Raw genomic sequence first — 15,949 nt, 5'->3', positions numbered from 1 at the left:
TGAACGATAAGCACAGCCAGGCCGCAGGCAAAGTCTCTTTACCCGCTATTTACCTTTGATTTACCGGGAGTTACGAATTGCCGGGGCATTGCGACCCGGAAATGGCGCGGGAGGTTCCCGCGCCATTGGGGCCGGTCCTGACGAACCGGCCCGGCGCTCTCACGAGCGCCGCGTCATCAGGCCAGGGCGGCGATGGCGGCAGCGTAGTTCGGCTCGTCGGCGATCTCGCCGACCAGCTCGCTGTGCAGCACCTTGTTCTGCTCGTCCAGCACCACGACTGCGCGGGCGGCCAGGCCGGCCAGCGGGCCGTCGGCGATGGCCACGCCGTAGTTGGCGAGGAACTCGCGGCCACGCAGGGTGGACAGGTTCACCACGTTCTCCAGGCCTTCGGCGCCGCAGAAGCGCGCCTGGGCGAACGGCAGGTCAGCGGAGATGCACAGCACCACGGTGTTGGCCAGCTTGCTCGCCTCGGCGTTGAACTTGCGCACGGAGGTGGCGCAGGTCGGGGTGTCGACGCTGGGGAAGATGTTCAGCACCTTGCGCTTGCCGGCGTAGGTTTCCAGGGTGACGTCGGACAGGTTGCCGGCGACCAGCGACAGGGCCGGAGCCTGCTCGCCTTTGCTCGGCAGCTTGCCGTCGACGGAAACCGGATTGCCCTTGAGGGTGACTTGAGCCATTGCTTGGGTCCTTCTATGAGGGATGGCGGCGCCGACGGGTTGCCAGCGCCGCAGGAGGATTCGGGGCCGGGGCAGATGCTAGCACGACTTTCCCGAGCGGATTGCCAGGACATGCAGGGACTGCAGGATCGACAGCCCTCCCCCTGACCCTGGCTGCGCACCACGCTCTTCGAATGGGCGTCAGTGGAGCCCGGCGTGAGGGCTGTTCGCGAGCAAGCTCGCTCCTACAGGGGGCCCGACGTAGGGCGAATAATCCGGAACGGATTATCCGCCGTGCCCATGACGGCGGATAACGCTGGCGCGTTATGCGCCCTGCGATCTGCGTTTCTCACCTTGCCCCTGACTGCACCGCCCCGGTGTTCTATTTCACCCGGGCGCGACTCAAACCAGCGGCTGGCCGTGGAACCCCCGTGGCAGGCGCTGGCTGCCTGGTAAAGCGGCGAGGCGTTTCTCCCAATGGCTGCGCCAGTCGTTGTGCACCGCCTCGGCGCGAGCCTTGCGCTGGGCGCGGCGTGCGGCGTTGCGGGCAGTTTTGCGGGCTTCCTTGTAAACCTCGGTATTGCGGCAGCTGCGGCACTTCACCCGGTTCAGCTCGCTGGTGGCTTCCAGGTGCTTGCCGGCATGCCCGCAGGCCAGGTGGCCCTTGACCTTGTAGTGAGTGACCATCGCAGTTCCTCCCGGTACGGCGAGCGCACCCTCGCCGCTTGGCTATGCCGCAGCCGGGCAAGCGGTGCGTGCCGGTTGACTGCGACGCTCAGGAGGTTGGACGTGCCGTTGCGCTTGCGGGTTCGAAATTTCGCGCCCGGCGCCTTACTCCGGCAGATGGCAGACGCAGCACAGCTTATTGCCGTCGAGGTCGCGCACATAGGCGCCGTAGTAGGTCGGCGAGTAGTTCAGGCGCAGCCCCGGTGGTCCTTCGTCCACGCCGCCCAGTTGCACGGCGCACGCATGGAAGCTGTCGACCTGGTGCCGCGTGCGCGCCTCGAAAGCCACCAGGCTGCCATTGCCGACGCTGGCTGGCGCACCGTCGATGGGCTCGTAGACGCAGAACGCCACGTCGCTATCCGGATGGACGAAGATCGCCCGCTCCGGTTGGTGGCGGTGCGCCTTGAGGACGATCCCCAGCGCGCCCAACACCTTGCCGTAGAACTCAATGGCGCGCGGCAGGTCGTTGGTGCCGACGGTGATATGGCTGAACATGCCGGACGCCCCCTCGCTCAGTGCTCGCGCTCAGTTGCCGGCATGGGCGCGCTCGATGGCGGCCATGTCCAGCTTCTTCATCCCCATCACTGCCTGCAGCGTGCGGCTGGCCTTGGCCTTGTCCGGGTCGGCGACCATGTCGCCGACATGGCGCGGGCAGATCTGCCAGGACACCCCGTAGCGGTCCTTCAGCCAGCCGCAGATCTGCGCTTCCACCGGGCCGCCGGCGCCGAGCTTGTCCCAGAAGTGGTCGATTTCCTTCTGGCTGTCGCACATCACCTGCAGCGACAGCGCCTCGGTGAAGTTGAAGGCCGGCCCGCCGTTCAGCGCGATGAAGGTCTGGCCGTCGAGCTCGAACTCCACTGTCAGCACCGAGCCGGGCACTCCACCGTGGCGATCCTTCTCGGCCTCGGGGTAATAGGCGGTCTGGACGATCCGCGAGTTGGGGAATATCCCGGTATAGAACTCGGCCGCTTCCTCGGCCTTGCCGTCGAACCACAGGCAGGGGGTGACGCGTTGCAGGCTGGACATGATGGCTCTCCTGATCCACGCGCGGTCGGCATGACCGGCATGCAGCTTGGTCGCCTGGGCGACGACGGAATCGACAAGTCTAGGCGGACTTTCGCGCCTTACCGGACGACCGGTCGAGCGGTAGGCCGAGTCCGTCGCCAAGAATCCCTGCAAACGAAAAAGGCACCCGAAGGTGCCCCTTGCATACAGCCCGTAGGATGGGTGGAGCGAAGCGATACCCATGCTGTTCGCGCATCGGAATCGATGGGTATCGCTTCGCTCCACGCCATCCTACGAACATCGCTGCCCCTACGCAGGAGCGCGGGTAACACGCCAGCCAGATCAGCGCGCTACTGCCCTGGCCCGTGCCTGGTGCAGCTTCTTGTAGCTCTCGATCAGGCGCAGGTGCTTGTCGAGGCCTTCCAGCTTCAGGCTGGTGGGCGTCAGGCCGTAGAAGCGCACGCTGCCGTCCAGCGAGCCGAGCACCGCGTCCATGCGCTCGTTGCCGAACATGCGACGGAAATTGGCCTCGAAGTCGGCCATCTCCAGTTCCTCGTCCAGGTGCACTTCCAGCGCCGCATTGAGCGCCTGGTAGAACAGCCCGCGCTCGACGGTGTTGTCGTTGTACTGGAGGAACATTTCCACCAGTTCCTTGGCATTCTCGAAACGCTTCACGGCCAGGTTGATCAGCAGCTTGAGCTCGAGGATGGTCAACTGGCCCCAGACCGTGTTGTCGTCGAACTCGATGCCGATCAGCGTGGTGATGTCGGTGTAGTCGTCCACCTCGCAGCTGTCCAGGCGCTTGAGCAGCGACTTGAGACGAACGATGTTGAGGCTGTGCAGGTTGAGGATGTCCGCGCGGAACGCCAGCGCCTTGTTGGTGTTGTCCCAGATCAGGTCTTCCACCGGGTAGATTTCCGAGTAGCCCGGCACCAGGATGCGGCAGGCGGTGGCGCCCAAGTGCTCGTACACCGCCATGTAGACCTCCTTGCCCTGCTCTTCGAGGATGCCGAACAGGGTCTGTGCTTCCTGCACGTTGGAGTCGTCGCCGTGGCCGGAGAAGTCCCACTCGACGAACTCGAAGTCGGCCCTGGCACTGAAGAAACGCCACGACACCACACCGCTGGAGTCGATGAAGTGCTCGACGAAATTGTTCGGCTCGGTCACCGCCTGGCTTTCGAAGGTCGGCCGCGGCAGGTCGTTCAGGCCCTCGAAGCTGCGGCCCTGGAGCAGTTCGGTCAGGCTGCGCTCCAGCGCCACTTCGAAGCTTGGGTGGGCGCCGAAGGAGGCGAACACGCCGCCGGTGCGCGGGTTCATCAGGGTCACGCACATCACCGGGAACTCGCCGCCCAGCGATGCATCCTTGACCAGCACCGGAAAGCCCTGCTCCTCCAGGCCCTTGATGCCGGCGACGACGCCCGGGTACTTGGCCAGCACTTCCTGCGGCACGTCCGGCAGCGCCAGTTCGCCTTCGAGGATTTCACGCTTCACCGCGCGCTCGAAGATTTCCGACAGGCACTGCACCTGCGCCTCGGCCAGGGTGTTGCCGGCGCTCATGCCGTTGGACAGGTAGAGGTTCTCGATCAGGTTGGACGGGAAGTACACCGTCTCGCCGTCGGACTGGCGCACGAACGGCAGCGAGCAGATGCCGCGCTCGGTGTTGCCCGAGTTGGTGTCGTAGAGGTGCGAGCCGCGCAGCTCGCCGTCCGGGTTGTAGATCTCCAGGCAATGCTCGTCGAGGATTTCCTCCGGCAGCACATCCTTGGGGCCGGGCTGGAACCAGCGCTCATCGGGATAATGCACGAACGGTGCGTTGGCGATCTCCTCGCCCCAGAACTGGTCGTTGTAGAAGAAATTGCAGTTCAGCCGTTCGATGAACTCGCCCAGCGCCGAAGCCAGCGCGCTTTCCTTGGTGGCGCCCTTGCCGTTGGTGAAGCACATCGGCGACTGCGCGTCGCGGATATGCAGCGACCAGACGTTGGGCACGATGTTGCGCCAGGAGGCGATCTCGATCTTCATGCCCAGGCCGGCGAGGATTTCCGACATGTTGGCGATGGTCTGCTCCAGCGGCAGGTCCTTGCCCTGGATGTAGGTGCTGGCACCCGCACCGGTGCTGGGCATCAGCAGCGCCTGGGCGTCGGCATCGAGGTTCTCCACTTCCTCGATGACGAAGTCCGGGCCGGTCTGCACCACCTTCTTCACCGTGCAGCGGTCGATGGAGCGCAGGATGCCCTGGCGGTCCTTCTCGGAGATGTCCGCCGGCAGTTCCACCTGGATCTTGAAGATCTGCTTGTAGCGGTTCTCCGGGTCGACGATGTTGTTCTGCGACAGGCGGATATTCTCCGTGGGGATGTCGCGGGTCTGACAGTAGAGCTTGACGAAGTAAGCCGCGCACAGCGCCGAGGAAGCCAGGAAGTAGTCGAACGGACCCGGCGCCGAACCGTCGCCCTTGTAGCGGATGGGCTGGTCGGCAATCACCGTGAAGTCGTCGAACTTGGCTTCGAGTCGGAGGTTGTCGAGAAAATTGACCTTGATTTCCATGCGGGCATTACCACGAAAAAGTAGAAAGCGAACGGGCCGGCATTATCCGGACAAACACGCCCCGGGGATATCCCGACCTGCCCGGCACCGGTCGGGAAGCCTGCCCATGCGGTAGACGGCAATCGACACGCGGTCGGACACGGGCAGCCCGCGCCGCCGCCCTTGGGGTAAGATGCGCGGCTTTGCGCCGCCCAGGCGCTCGTCCACGAGGAATCCACCGTGCTCAGATCCCAGGTCATCATCATCGGCGCCGGCGCCGCGGGACTGATGTGCGCCATGAGCGCCGCCGCGCGCGGTCGGCAGGTCCTCTTGATCGATCACGCCAACAAGGCCGGCAAGAAGATCCTCATGTCCGGTGGTGGGCGTTGCAACTTCACAAACCTGTACTGCGAGCCGAGCAACTTCCTCTCGCACAACCCGCATTTCTGCAAGTCCGCGCTGGCGCGCTTCACCCAGTGGGACTTCATCGCCCTGGTGGCCAAGCACGGCGTGCCCTACCACGAGAAGAAGCTCGGCCAGCTGTTCTGCGATAACAAGTCCAGCGACATCCTCGGGCTACTGCTGGACGAGTGCGAACAGGCCGGCGTCGACCTGCGCCTGGATACCTCGGTGAGCGAGATCGCCCGCCTCGACGAAGGCGGCTACCAGCTGCAGACCAGCCTCGGAGCCGCCCGCTGCGAATCCCTGGTGATCGCCACCGGCGGCTTGTCCATCCCGACCCTGGGCGCCACCGGCTTCGGCTACCAGATCGCCCGCCAGTTCGGCCACAACGTGCTGCCGACCCGCGCCGGCCTGGTGCCCTTCACCATCACCGATCCGCAGCTCAAGACTCTGTGTACCGAACTGTCGGGCACCTCGGTGGAGGACTGCCGGGTCAGCTGCAACGGCCAGAGCTTCGTCGAGAACATCCTGTTCACCCACCGTGGCCTCAGTGGCCCGGCGATCCTGCAGATTTCCTCCTACTGGCAGCCTGGCGACACCATCAGCATCGACCTGCTGCCGCGCATCGACCTGCCCGCCTGGCTGGCCCAGCAGCAGCGCGAGCGACCCAACAGCGAGCTGAAGACGCTGCTGGGCGAGCTGTTCACCAAGAAGATGGCCGGCCTGCTGGCCGAGCAGTGGTTCGTCTCCAAGCCCATGAAGCAATACACGCCGGGCGAGCTGAAGGCCATCGCCGAACGCCTGGGCGACTGGCAACTGGTGCCCGCCGGCACCGAGGGCTATCGCACAGCGGAAGTCACCCTGGGGGGCGTGGATACCCGCGAGGTGTCGTCCAAGACCCTGGAGTCGCTGAAATCCCCTGGCCTGTACTTCGTCGGCGAAGTGCTGGACGTCACCGGCCACCTGGGCGGCTTCAACTTCCAGTGGGCCTGGGCCTCGGGCTACGCGGCGGCGCAGTTCGTCTAGACCCGGTTCCGGAGTTCCTGCAGGAACACGCTTGCTCGCAAACCGCCCGGTACCCGAGTCAGGCCCCCAGGGCACTGAAGCTGGATGCCGGGTTGCTCTACGCCGGCGCGATGTTCCACGACATAAGCCTGATGCTGCGCTGCAGCCAGTGAAAGCGCGTCGAAGTGGACGGCGCCGATTACGCGGCACAGCTCCTGCGCAGCCACGGCATCGCCGAGAGCGATGTCGACACGCTGTGGACCGCCATCGCGCTGCACACCACGTCCGGCGTCCCGCAGCACATGAAGCCGGATATCGGCCGGGTCTGCGCCGGGGTGGAAATGGACGTGCCGGGCTTCGCCCCCGATCCGTTCCCCGACGCCCAGCGCGACGCCGTGGTTACCGCCTCCCCCCGTGGCGGCAGTTCAAGCAGGACATCCTGCAGGCCATCCAGGACGGCAGCAAAGCCCAGCGGCCTCCCCCTTCAACGTCAGGACCGACGTGCTGGCGATGAAGGATGCGGACCTCGTGCGCGTCGACGTCTGCGAGATGATCCTGAATTCGGACTCGGCGAGCTAGGGCCGGGCGTTCACGGGCGCGCCCAATACACCCGGCTCGCCCAGCAGCTGCGCCAACCACTGCATGAACACCCGCACCCGCTGCGGCAGGCGGCGGTGGGCATAAAGCAGGGAGATTTCCATGGGGGGCAGCGGCACGTCCCTCAGTATCTGCACCAGCCGCCCCGCCTCCAGGTCATCGAGCACACCATGGATCGGCACCTGGATGATCCCCAGCCCGCCCATGGCCGCGCTCTCGTAGGCCTCGGCATTGTTCACCGACAACGCTCCGCCCATCGGCACGTAGCGCACCTCGTTGTTGTGCAGGTATTCGAAGCCCGGCGGCCGCGCGCCCAGCACCGTCACGTAGTGGATCAGTTGGTGTCCGGCGAGGTCTTCCAGCGATTGCGGCGTACCGTGCCTGGCGAGATATGACGGGCTGGCGCAGCTCACCTGCGGGAACTGTCCGAGGGTGCGCGCCACCACCGACGGGTCGTTCACCGCGCCGACCCGCACCACACAATCGAAGCCCTCGCGCACCAGGTCGACGCGTCGGTCCGTGCAGCTCACTTCCAGCTCCAGCGCCGGGTGCCGCGCGAGGAATTCGCCCAGGCGTGGCATCACCAGCTTGCGCGCCATCACCGTCGGCATGTCCACGCGCAAGCGCCCTCCCAGGGCCTCATCGTTCTGCTGGAACAGGCTCTGGAGTTCGTCGAGCTGGGCGAGCATGTCCTTGCTGCGCTCGTAGAGCACCAGGCCGTCCTGGGTCGCGGTGACGCGGCGCGTGGTGCGTTGCAACAGCCGCGTGCCGAGCAGTTCCTCCAACGCCTGGATGTGCTCCGAAACCGTGGAACGCGGCAGGCCGAGCTGCTCGCCAGCCTGGGTGAAACTGGCCAGTTCGGTGACGCGGACGAAGGTGCGCAGGAGCTCGGGACGGATCATGGCGTGGTCTTCACGTGAGGGGGCGCCGACAGGTCTATTGTTCGGCCGTGCCGACTATTCTTTCCGATTCTGCCTGATTTATCACCAACCAAACGAACAATAAGCTTCTTCTCACCCCCCCACCCGCTCTCCCAAGCAACGAAGGAAAAACGCCATGACCCGCAAGATCGCACTCATCACCGGCGCCAGCCGTGGCCTTGGCCGCAACGCCGCCCTGCACCTCGCCGCCGCCGGCGTCGACATCATCGGCACCTACCGCAGCCAGGCCGACGAAGCCCAGGCCGTCGCCGCAGAAATCCAGCAGCACGGCGGCCGCGCGCTGATGCTGCAACTGGACGTGGGCGACAGCAGCGCATTCGCCGCCTTCGCCGAGCAGGTGCGCGCCGCGCTGGGCGAAACTTTCGGTCGCGACAGCTTCGACTTCCTGGTGAACAACGCCGGCATCGGCCTTAACGCCAGCTTCGCCGAGACCAGCGAGGAGATGTTCGACCAGCTGATGAACATCCAGCTCAAGGGCCCGTTCTTCCTGACCCAGAAGCTGCTGCCGCTGATCGCCGACGGTGGACGCATCCTCAACGTATCCAGCGGCCTGACACGCTTCTCGCTGCCCGGCTACGCGGCTTACGCGACCATGAAGGGCGCCATGGAAACCTTGACCAAGTACCAGGCGAAAGAACTGGGCGCGCGCGGCATCGCCGTGAACATCCTGGCCCCCGGCGCCATCGAGACCGATTTCGGCGGCGGCCAGGTGCGCGACAACGCCCAGTTGAACCAGCAGATCGCCGCCAGCACCGCTCTGGGCCGTGTCGGCCTGCCGGACGACATAGGCGGCGCCATCACCACCCTGCTCTCCGAGGGCGGCCGCTGGATCAACGGCCAGCGCGTGGAGGCTTCGGGCGGGATGTTCCTCTGAGCCGCAGGACGGCATAACCCGAGCGTACAAGCGGACTCCGTCCGCGATTGGCCCGCATCGCGCCGGTGACCATCGCGGACGGAGCCCGCCCGTATCGATCCTGTGCCTCCGTGCCCCGCAGGAGCGGGCCCGCGAATCCCTCCCCGGCTTCGCGATTTTCGGCGTCCCCCGCCCCTGCAACGCCCGACGCCGGGCGTGGCGATTACTTCAGGCGGCGCTCGGCGGCGATCTCCGGCAGGTCGGTGCGGCGCAGGTAGGTGAGCAAGGCCTCGTTGAGGTTCAGGCGATCATGGATGTTCTGTTCGGCGAGGATCTGCAGGCACTCGCGGCTCAGGGTCATCACCGCGCCGTGCTTCTGCGCCCAGACGAATTCGCAGGCCGGGCGAATGCTGTCCTCGGCGACGTCCATGCCAAAGGAGTCCTCGCTGAAACGCACGATGTACTTGCCGGTCTTGAGGTTGAAGCCGACGAAGCCGGAGAGCCCGTCGGCGGCATTGCAGATATCGCTGGAAGTAATGGCCATGCTGCCCCCTGGATTTGTTCTGTTATGGATTCGCACGCAGGAGGTCCCCGCTTCTGTGAGCGGGTGAACTTCGAATTCTGACAGCCTTGTGCGTCGGTGCTCAGGGGCGGGTTGTCGCACCTCGCTTTGGGAAGTCATCGCCTTCTCTGCCAAGAGCCCCTCTCCCTAACCCTCTCCCGCAAGCGGGAGAGGGGACTGTTCGGAGCGGCTTGAAACAATAGCGTCAGCCGGCACAACCGGCGTGCGATCCATTCCGCGCGGTATCGACCTCGTACCAGCAATATCCCGGCTTGGGCTTTGGCTCTAAAAGACTTCCAGCAAAACATCTGCGCACTCCGGCCAGCCCCTTTCAGGAGGCCTCGTTGAAGTGGGGTTTCAGGGATTGAGCGGCATCGCTTTCCGTCTTTTGCTCTTTGACGACTTCCAGAGAAACGTCCGCGCACTCCGACCTGCCCCTTTCAGGAGGCCTCGTTGAAGTGGGGTTTCAGGGATTGAGCGGCATCGCTTTCCGTCTTTTGCTCTTTGACGATTTCCAGAGAAACGTCTGCGCACTCCGACCTGCCCCTTTCAGGAGGCCTCGTTGAAGTGGGGTTTCAGGGATTGAGCGGCATCGCTTTCCGTCTTTTGCTCTTTGACGATTTCCAGAGAAACGTCCGCGCACTCCGACCTGCCCCTTTCAGGAGGCCTCGTTGAAGTGGAGTTTCAGGGGTTGAGCGGCATGGATGCCGCGAGAGCTGCGATGGGCCAGGGATGGCCCTTCGCAGCGTGCCCCTGCAACTGCGCTTCAACGAGGGCATTTTTCGCCCCAAGCGAAAAACCGGATGACGGGGCAAGACCTTTGCCTCCTTTGGGTCGTTTGCCAAAGGAGGTCGCCCGAGGGGGCGAAACCAGAAGTCCGCGAGCATGCCTAAGCGGCGCAGAAGCACAGACGCCATCTGCAGCGCAGCGCCGTCGACTCCTACAGGATTCTCGGATTGCCCGATGAAGTTTTGCCCGCTAGAGTGCGCCGGTCGCGGTCAACTCCGTGACTCGGGTTTGGCGACCCGGTATGCAAGAGGCGCGGTAAAGCGCCATTAGGCGGTTGGCACTGACAGTGCCAGCACGCCTACGGCTGGACGCTGCACTTTCAGTGCCCCGTTCGGCCTTCCATGGTGGACCGCGCGGGGAGACCTTCGGGTCTGCCGGGTCCTCTTGCACCGGTTCGCCAACCCCGTGCGGTCTGCCTCCCCTGTTTGGCGACTGGTGTGGCAGCTCTCAACTCATGCAGAGGAGCTTCACCATGGACGACGGTTTCTTCCCTTCCGTTTTCATCCGCCACAACCGCCCATTACGCGCCACGCTGATCGACGACCAGGCCTGGTTCGTCACCGCCGACCTCGCTCGCCTCATGGGCCAGTACAACGAACAACGCTTCCGCCGCCGACTGGATGAAGACCAGTGGCGCGAATCCTTCATCCGTACCCAAGCCGGCAATGAAATCCCCGTCGAGCTGATCAGCGAATGCGCCGTCTATGCGCTGCTGGTCTACTTCCCGCACCCGGAGCAGCGCATGTTGCGGCAATGGATCAGCCGCACCGTCGTGCCCGCTCTGCGCAGCGAATTCGATGACCGCCACGACTCACCCAGGCGCTCCCAGCTGCCCTGGGAAACCCGGCAGATCAGCGTGCTGGAGTGGCAAAGCAAACTCTGGCTGGATATCGAAGAGCTCTCGCGCTGGGGCGATCCGAGCCGGGGCCGGCCGGTGCAGCGTTTTCTGTCGAGGATCGGAGTGCGCTGACAGCCATCGCGGACGGAGTCCGCTCCCACGCAGCCGGTGAACCCCGCGTAGGAGCGGACTCCGTCCGCGATCGTTTCCAGGCCGCATCACGGGCCGGCATCTGGTTCGCGCTTACGCGCCCTGAGTCAGGTGTTTTGCAATCGCCGTGCGCAGCGGCGGCAGGTTCTGCGCCAGGCGCAGGCCGGCATTGCGCAGCAGACGAACTGGCGGGCGCGGGTCGGTGTACATGCCGACGATCAGCCGCGTGGCCTGGTACAGCGGCCAGGTCGCCAGGCGGTGCGCCATGGCGTAGCGGCGCAATGGCCAGGTGCCGCCGATATCGCCGCCCCGGCGATGGGTCGCGAGGATTTCATTCGCCAGCCGGCGCTGGCTCTGCAGGCCGAAGTTGAAGCCGTGGGCGGTGACCGGGTGCATGCCGACGGCGGCATCGCCGATCAGCGCGCTGCGCGGGCCGACGAAACGGTCCGAGTACACCCCCACCAGCGGATAGCTGTGACGCGCGCCGAGCAACTCCATGCCGCCCAGACGGCGGTCGAAACGGCGCTCCATCTCGCGGGCGAAGGCCTGCTCGTCCAGTTCCAGCAGCGGCGCCATCTCGCGTTGCGGCAGGGTCAGCACCACCGAGGAACGGTCGCCATTGATCGGCAGCAGCGCCAGGGTCTGGCCGTAGCCGAACCATTCCCAGGCGACGTTGTGGTGCGGTTTCTCATGGGCCATGCGGCAGACCATCATGGTCTTGCCGAAGTCCTCCATGCTCGCGCCGATACCCAGCATGCGGCGGGTTTCGGAGAAGCGGCTGTCGGCCGCCACCAGCAGGCGCGCATGGACGCGACTGTCGTCGTCCAGGGTCAGCGCCACGCCGTCCTGGCGGACCTGCAGCGAACGCAAGGCGCGCCCGCAGACCAGCGAGACATCCGCGCACTCGTGCACCGCGTCGAAGGCAGCGCGGCGGATCATCTGGTTGGAGACGAAATACCCCAGCTGTTGCGCACCAGCCTGCTCGGCCTCGATGCGCAGGGTGAACAGCGAAGGGCCATTGAGCACCTGGGCATCGCGCAGCGGCGAGACGTCCTCGGGGTCGATCCGCGACCACATCCCCAGCCGCTGCAGTTCGGCGCGGGAGGCGTGGGTCAGCGCGATCTCGCGGCCGTCCTCGGCGGGCTCGGACACCGCGGCCAGCGGCTGACGGTCGATCAGCAGGATCGACAGGCCGTTGCCCGACAGCGAGCGGGCCAGGCAAAGCCCGGCGGGGCCGGCGCCGACGATGGCGATGTCCACGTGCATGGGTGACTCCTTTGGCGAGGGATGGGCGGTCCCGGAGTCTAGGCTGGCCACTGGCCCGTTTCGTTGCCGTGGATCAGTGGCCCATGGCGAATACCTCCAAATAGACGGGCCCGACCAGAGCGAGCTAGATGGACAGCCGCACGCCCCGCTGCGGGTCGATCACCGTCGCGCCCCGGCGCTTGTTCACCACCAGCTCGCCAATCTCGATCAGCCGCGTGCGCGTGACGTTGCGGCTCAGACCGAGCAGGTTGGCGGTATGCACCTGGTTGCAATGGCAGAAGCGATAGGCCGCGCGCAGCAACGCATCTTCCACCCGCGCATGCAGGTTGCCGCCCTGCTCCTCGAACAGCCGCTGGAAGGCCTGCTGGAGAATCTGCTCGGCGCCCAGGGATTCCAGCCTTGGCTCCTCGCTGCGCTCGATGCGCAGGTTGGACAGGTGCAGGTCCTCTGCGCGCACCACGCCGTCGCGGCAGATCAGCAGCGTGTGGTGGATGACGTTTTCCAGCTCGCGAATGTTCCCCGGCCACGAATAGCTGCGCAGCTTCTGCGCGGCCTCGGCGCTCAGTTGGCTCTGCCCGTACCCCAGGCGCCGGCTGTACTCGGCGATGAAGTGGCGGGTCAGCGGGAGGATGTCGCCGGGCCGCTCGCGCAGCGGCGACAGCTCCAGACTGACGACGTTGAGGCGGTAGTACAGGTCCTCGCGGAAATGCCCGGCGTTGATCGCCTTCTCCAGTTGCACGTTGGTGGCCGCCAGCACCCGCACGTTTATCGGGATGCTCTTGCGCGAACCCAGGCGCACCACTTCGCGTTCCTGCAGCACACGCAGCAGCTTGACCTGGATCGGCATCGGCAGATCGCCGATCTCGTCGAGGAACAGCGTGCCGCCATTGGCTTCCTCGAACCAGCCGGCCTTGGCCGCCAGCGCGCCGGTGAAGGCGCCCTTCTCGTGGCCGAACAGTTCGGCCTCCACCAGGGATTCGGAGAAGGCCCCGCAGTTCACCGCCACGAAGGGCCCGCCTCGCCGCGCGCTGAGGTTGTGGATGTGCCGCGCCACCAGTTCCTTGCCCGTGCCGGTCTCGCCGATGATCAGCACGCTGGCCTCGCTGGGCGCGACCTGCTGCAGGTGGTCGAGCAGCGCCTGGGATTTGGGGTCTTCGAAGACCTGGGCGGTGGCACGGATGGAGGTGGCCAGCGCGGGGGATTTGGGCAGGGTCAACAGACCCTCGGGTGTGGTCGCGTTCATGAGTAGAAAGTCGGTTGCGGCAGTTGCTGGTTCAGCGCCCAGTCGCCCAGCTCGCGGACCTTGTAGTCCACCGGGTCGTGCAGGGTCTGGGTGCGCAGGTTGCGCCAGTAGCGGTCGATGCGCAGCGCGGCATGGGTGGAGCGGGCGCCGGTGACTTCGAACAGGCGGTTGCAGATTTCCAGGCCGTTGCGGGTCGCCGCGACCTTGGCGGTGGCGATGGCAACGGCCAGCCGGCCGCGCTCCTCGGCGTCCAGAGCGGCGCCTCTGCTCCAGGCTTCGTCGAGCAATTGGGCGGCACGGCGCACCAGCAGGCGGGTGCTTTCCAGACCGACCCAGAACTCGCCGTAATGCCCGAGCACGTACGGGTCCTCACCCACTGTGGCGGCGTTGGAACGGAACCATGGGCGGGCCTCCTTGAGCGTGTACTGCCGCGCCTCTTCGAACGCGCCCTCGGCAATGCCGAGGAAGACATGGGTGAAGATCAGCTGGGCGATCAGCGGGCGCAGGCAGGCGAACGGCGTGCTCAGCGGTCCCGGATCGAGCAGCAGCTCGCTCTCCTCCACCCGCACCCGCTCGAAGGTAGCGCTGCCGCTGTCGGTCTGGCGCTGGCCCATGTTGTCCCAGTCATGGGCCAGGCTGATGCCGCTGCGCGCCGTGGGGATGGCGGCGATCAGCAGCTTGCCGCCCTCGCCGTCCAGCGCCGAGGCGATGAGCATCTGCGAATCCAGCGCGCCGGAGCAGAAGCTCTTGCGCCCGGAGAATTCCCGCCAGCCGGCGAAGGTGCGCGACACGGTGCGGGTGTCCAGCGGGTTCAGCGCATTGCCCCAGAACCATTGGTTGCGCGCCGTCAGCTCGAACCATGGCTGCCACTGCTCGGGGCGGGAGAACAGCCGCACGGTGGCCAGCATCAGGTGCTGGAAGCCGAACACGTGTGCGATGGAGCTGTCGACCACGGCAAACTGGCGCACGACGTCCAGCGTTGTGCTCCAGTCGGCGCCCAGGCCACCGTACTCGGTAGGGATGATCAGCGACAGCAGGCCGCTCTGGCGCAGCGCATCGCGCTCGGCCTTCGGCGTACCGCCACGGATGTCGCGCTCGGCGGCGGTTTCGGCGAAACCGGCGGCCAGGCGTTGGGCCATTTGCCCGGGTGTCTGTACGTCGAGCCGCGTATTGGCGTTCACGCTCGCTTCCTCTTCTATCGATTCGGGATGTGCCAGGCTCCTGCCCGGCACATCAGGGGAACTCAACCGGCCTTGCGCCCAGGCAACACATCGTTGGCGATCATCTCGCCGAACGGCCCGGTGAGGTTGGTCACGCCGCGGCCGGCGAGGCTCGCATAGGGCTCGGGCAGCAGCGGGAAGACCAGTTCGGCGAAACGGTAGGCCTCTTCCAGGTGCGGGTAGCCGGAGAAGATGAAGCTGTCGATCCCCAGGTCCGCGTACTCCTTGATGCGCTCGGCGACCTGCTGCGGGTCGCCCACCAGCGCGGTACCGGCGCCGCCACGCACCAGGCCGACACCGGCCCAGAGGTTGGGGTAGATCTCCAGCTGGTCACGGCGGCCGCCGTGCAGCGCGGCCATGCGCCGCTGGCCTTCGGAGTCGAAGCGGGCGAAGGATTTCTGCGCGTTGGCGATGGTCTCGTCGGAGATGTTGGCAATCAGCTTGTCGGCGGCCTGCCAGGCCTCCTCGGCGGTCTGGCGAACGATCACGTGCAGGCGAATGCCGAATTTGACGGTGCGCCCCTGTTTTGCCGCCTTCTCGCGTACGTCGGCGATCTTCTGCGCGACCGCTTGCGGCGGCTCGCCCCAGGTCAGGTAGACGTCCACCTGTTCGGCGGCCAGGTCATGGGCCTCGGCCGAGGAGCCACCGAAATACAACGGCGGGTAAGGCTTCTGGATCGGCGGATAGAGCGCCTTGGCGTTCTCCACCTGCAGGTGCTTGCCCTTGAAGTCCACGGATTCGCCCTGCAGCACTCGCCGCCAGATGCGCAGGAATTCGTCGGTGACTTCATAGCGCTCGGCGTGGCTGAGGTGGATGCCGTCGCCACGGTTCTCATCCGGGTCGCCTCCGGTGACCACGTTGATCAGCAGCCGGCCGCCGGACAGCCGGTCCAGGGTCGCAGCCATGCGCGCGGACACGGTGGGCGAGATGATTCCCGGACGGATCGCCACCAGGTAGCGCAGGCGCTCGGTGAGCGGCGCCAGGGCCGAGGCGACCACCCAGGAATCCTCGCAGGAGCGGCCGGTGGGAATCAGCACGCCGTAATAGCCGAGGGAATCGGCGGCCTGGGCGATCTGTTTGAGATACGGCAGCGACACCGGGCGCGCACCCTCGCTGGTGCCGAGGAAGTGGCCGTCGCCGTGGGTTGGCAGGAACCAGAACACGTTCATCGCGGGC

At 65.9% G+C, this 15,949-nt stretch carries 14 protein-coding genes; 3 read left to right on the top strand and 11 right to left on the bottom strand.

Annotated elements, in window-relative coordinates:
• Positions 1-176: 176 nt before the first annotated feature.
• The 5 genes from tpx to MJ122_RS11645 all read right to left on the bottom strand — a co-directional run bounded on the left by tpx (position 177) and on the right by MJ122_RS11645 (position 4,928).
• Positions 177-677 (bottom strand): thiol peroxidase, encoded by a 501-nt coding sequence (gene tpx, locus MJ122_RS11665; protein WP_088417219.1) that lies wholly within the window; start codon positions 675-677, stop codon positions 177-179.
• A gap of 381 nt (positions 678-1,058) precedes the next feature.
• Positions 1,059-1,343 carry a hypothetical protein gene (locus tag MJ122_RS11660; protein WP_088417220.1) on the bottom strand — a complete coding sequence of 95 codons (285 nt, stop codon included), beginning with the start codon at positions 1,341-1,343 and terminating at the stop codon, positions 1,059-1,061.
• 144 nt (positions 1,344-1,487) lie between these two features.
• Positions 1,488-1,877, bottom strand: a complete 390-nt coding sequence (locus MJ122_RS11655; protein ID WP_239744259.1) for a VOC family protein — start codon at positions 1,875-1,877, stop codon at positions 1,488-1,490.
• Between the two features lie 30 nt (positions 1,878-1,907).
• Positions 1,908-2,408 carry a VOC family protein gene (locus tag MJ122_RS11650; RefSeq protein WP_088417222.1) on the bottom strand — a complete coding sequence of 167 codons (501 nt, stop codon included), beginning with the start codon at positions 2,406-2,408 and terminating at the stop codon, positions 1,908-1,910.
• Between the two features lie 321 nt (positions 2,409-2,729).
• Positions 2,730-4,928 carry an OsmC domain/YcaO domain-containing protein gene (locus MJ122_RS11645; protein ID WP_239744258.1) on the bottom strand — a complete coding sequence of 733 codons (2,199 nt, stop codon included), beginning with the start codon at positions 4,926-4,928 and terminating at the stop codon, positions 2,730-2,732.
• Positions 4,929-5,147: 219 nt separating this feature from the next.
• Between MJ122_RS11645 and MJ122_RS11640 the strand changes: the two genes are divergently transcribed.
• Positions 5,148-6,335 carry an NAD(P)/FAD-dependent oxidoreductase gene (locus MJ122_RS11640; RefSeq protein ID WP_239744257.1) on the top strand — a complete coding sequence of 396 codons (1,188 nt, stop codon included), beginning with the start codon at positions 5,148-5,150 and terminating at the stop codon, positions 6,333-6,335.
• 554 nt (positions 6,336-6,889) lie between these two features.
• Here MJ122_RS11640 and MJ122_RS11635 read toward each other — a convergent pair.
• Positions 6,890-7,813 carry a LysR family transcriptional regulator gene (locus tag MJ122_RS11635; protein WP_239744256.1) on the bottom strand — a complete coding sequence of 308 codons (924 nt, stop codon included), beginning with the start codon at positions 7,811-7,813 and terminating at the stop codon, positions 6,890-6,892.
• A 154-nt stretch (positions 7,814-7,967) separates the two neighbouring features.
• Between MJ122_RS11635 and MJ122_RS11630 the strand changes: the two genes are divergently transcribed.
• Positions 7,968-8,726: an SDR family oxidoreductase gene (locus MJ122_RS11630; RefSeq protein ID WP_239744255.1), complete on the top strand. Its 759-nt coding sequence runs from the start codon at positions 7,968-7,970 to the stop codon at positions 8,724-8,726.
• A 202-nt stretch (positions 8,727-8,928) separates the two neighbouring features.
• Here the strand turns inward: MJ122_RS11630 and MJ122_RS11625 are convergent, their stop codons facing one another.
• Positions 8,929-9,249 carry a DUF2025 family protein gene (locus tag MJ122_RS11625; protein WP_017518630.1) on the bottom strand — a complete coding sequence of 107 codons (321 nt, stop codon included), beginning with the start codon at positions 9,247-9,249 and terminating at the stop codon, positions 8,929-8,931.
• A 1,279-nt stretch (positions 9,250-10,528) separates the two neighbouring features.
• Here MJ122_RS11625 and MJ122_RS11620 point away from each other — a divergent pair.
• Entirely contained in the window at positions 10,529-11,026 is a 498-nt protein-coding gene (locus tag MJ122_RS11620) for a BRO family protein (RefSeq protein ID WP_239744254.1), read from the top strand.
• Positions 11,027-11,137: 111 nt separating this feature from the next.
• On the opposite strand, the gene ubiM is transcribed toward MJ122_RS11620, so the two are convergent.
• The 4 genes from ubiM to ssuD form a co-directional block, all read right to left on the bottom strand.
• The gene (gene ubiM / locus MJ122_RS11615) at positions 11,138-12,310 is read right to left on the bottom strand and encodes a 5-demethoxyubiquinol-8 5-hydroxylase UbiM (RefSeq protein ID WP_088417229.1); all 1,173 of its coding nucleotides are present in this window, start codon (positions 12,308-12,310) and stop codon (positions 11,138-11,140) included.
• A gap of 124 nt (positions 12,311-12,434) precedes the next feature.
• Positions 12,435-13,553, bottom strand: a complete 1,119-nt coding sequence (locus MJ122_RS11610) for a sigma-54 dependent transcriptional regulator (protein WP_017518633.1) — start codon at positions 13,551-13,553, stop codon at positions 12,435-12,437.
• On the bottom strand, positions 13,550-14,734 hold the full coding sequence (locus MJ122_RS11605) for an acyl-CoA dehydrogenase family protein (RefSeq protein WP_088417231.1): 1,185 nt from the start codon (positions 14,732-14,734) through the stop codon (positions 13,550-13,552). The genes MJ122_RS11610 and MJ122_RS11605 overlap by 4 nt, the downstream gene beginning before the upstream one ends.
• 62 nt (positions 14,735-14,796) lie before the next feature.
• Positions 14,797-15,942, bottom strand: coding sequence for an FMNH2-dependent alkanesulfonate monooxygenase (ssuD, locus tag MJ122_RS11600; RefSeq protein ID WP_239744253.1), 1,146 nt, complete (start codon positions 15,940-15,942; stop codon positions 14,797-14,799).
• Positions 15,943-15,949: the final 7 nt, after the last annotated feature.

The sequence above is a fragment of the Pseudomonas sp. DP-17 genome, from assembly GCF_022380625.1.
Taxonomy (GTDB): Bacteria; Pseudomonadota; Gammaproteobacteria; order Pseudomonadales; family Pseudomonadaceae; genus Pseudomonas; species Pseudomonas nitroreducens_A.
The sequence above is the reverse complement of the archived record's forward strand: the minus strand, read 5'-3'. Positions and strand labels throughout refer to the sequence as shown.